Annotated in this window: 1 protein-coding gene; it reads left to right on the top strand. The window is 43.6% G+C overall.

What is annotated here, in order from left to right; genetic code table 11:
- The first annotated feature begins 112 nt into the window (after positions 1–112).
- On the top strand, positions 113–1,267 hold the full coding sequence (locus V6260_RS18435; protein ID WP_341595560.1) for an IS110 family transposase: 1,155 nt from the start codon (positions 113–115) through the stop codon (positions 1,265–1,267).
- The last annotated feature ends 217 nt before the right edge of the window (positions 1,268–1,484 follow it).

The raw sequence follows: 1,484 nt of genomic DNA, 5'->3' as shown, positions 1-1,484 counted from the left end.
ATATAGACATAATGACTCCCACACGGTGTTAGCCTCCGCTTTTCGTGGGTTAGCTTAATTCAAAGCCAGAGCCATAATTAGTTTGTCAAATAACTAAACAGCAGAGGCTAACATGAACAAACATAGCATACTTTTTATCGGACTTGATACACATAAAGAATTCAATGAAGTCGCCTATATTGAAGGACATAGGGGGGCTCAACCTGTTCATCTTGGTCGAATTTCCTCTTCCAAAGTGGCCGTTCAAAAGCTTGTTCGCCAGTTCGAATCGAAATACCCTGGCGCCACACTTCATTTTGTTTATGAAGCAGGTCCATGTGGTTATTGGATTTACCGATTAATTACCAGCCTTGGCCATTGCTGCTATGTGGTTGCCCCCTCTCTTATTCCTAAAAAGCCTGGTGAGAAGATTAAAACCGATAAACGTGATGCACTTAAGCTCGCTAAATTACTTAAGTCTGAAGATTTAACACCTATCTATGTTCCCGAGCCTGAAGATGAAGCTGTACGCGATTTATCTCGTGCACGCGAAGTAGCCATGAAGGATTTAAAAGATGCCAAATATCAATTAAAGGCGCTGCTGCTTCGCAATAATATTAATTACAAAGGCACTGCAAATTGGTCACAAAAACATCTACGCTGGCTCACTGAACTAGTGCTACCTCATCCTGCGCAGCACATCGTCTTACAAGAGTTTTTACACACAATTACCGAGCGAATAAGCCGACTTGAACGGCTAGACAATGAACTAACACACCACGTTCACCAGTGGCGTTATTATCCTGTTGTCAAAGCAATACAAGCTATGCGTGGTGTCCGTTTGTTGGTCGCCACCGGCGTTGTTGCTGAGCTTGGCGATTTATCGCGATTCGATCATCCTCGCAAATTAATGAGTTATCTCGGTCTTGTACCCAGTGAACACTCGAGTGGTGGCAAACGCCATATTGGCGCCATCACAAAATGCGGAAATGGCCGAGCAAGACGCCTTCTTGTTGAAGGTGCACACACTTATCGCTATGCAGCAAATATATCCACAGATATGCAAAAAAGACAAGAAGGTTTACCAAAGGACATTATTGATATTGCATGGAAAGCACAGCTTAGGCTCTGCAAGCGCTATAAAAAAATGATAGCCAAAGGGAAGCACTACAACCTTGTTGTCACCGCCATTGCCCGAGAAATGATTGCGTACATATGGGCTATTGCAAAAGAAGTGGTGCTTACGCCAGTAAATACAAAACGTAGATTGGCAAGAGTACCCGCATGATAAACGAATTAGAGTTAATGCATGGGATCAAGCATCGGGTGTGGCACAACCACCGACGGCGTTAGGATGGCAATGCAGCTAACGCTGCATTGAACCACGAACATAGACTGAAGACAGGTGCCACGACGAAATAAGTAAGGTCTGCTCTGTTACTAGAAATAGTAATAACCAACGAATATCAGCAAGATAACCGACGACATTACTTGCTTCATCCTAT

The organism is Pseudoalteromonas aliena, from assembly GCF_038155085.1.
Lineage (GTDB): Bacteria > Pseudomonadota > Gammaproteobacteria > Enterobacterales > Alteromonadaceae > Pseudoalteromonas > Pseudoalteromonas aliena_A.
Note: the sequence above shows the minus strand (reverse complement) of the source record. Positions and strands in the feature narration are given on the sequence as shown.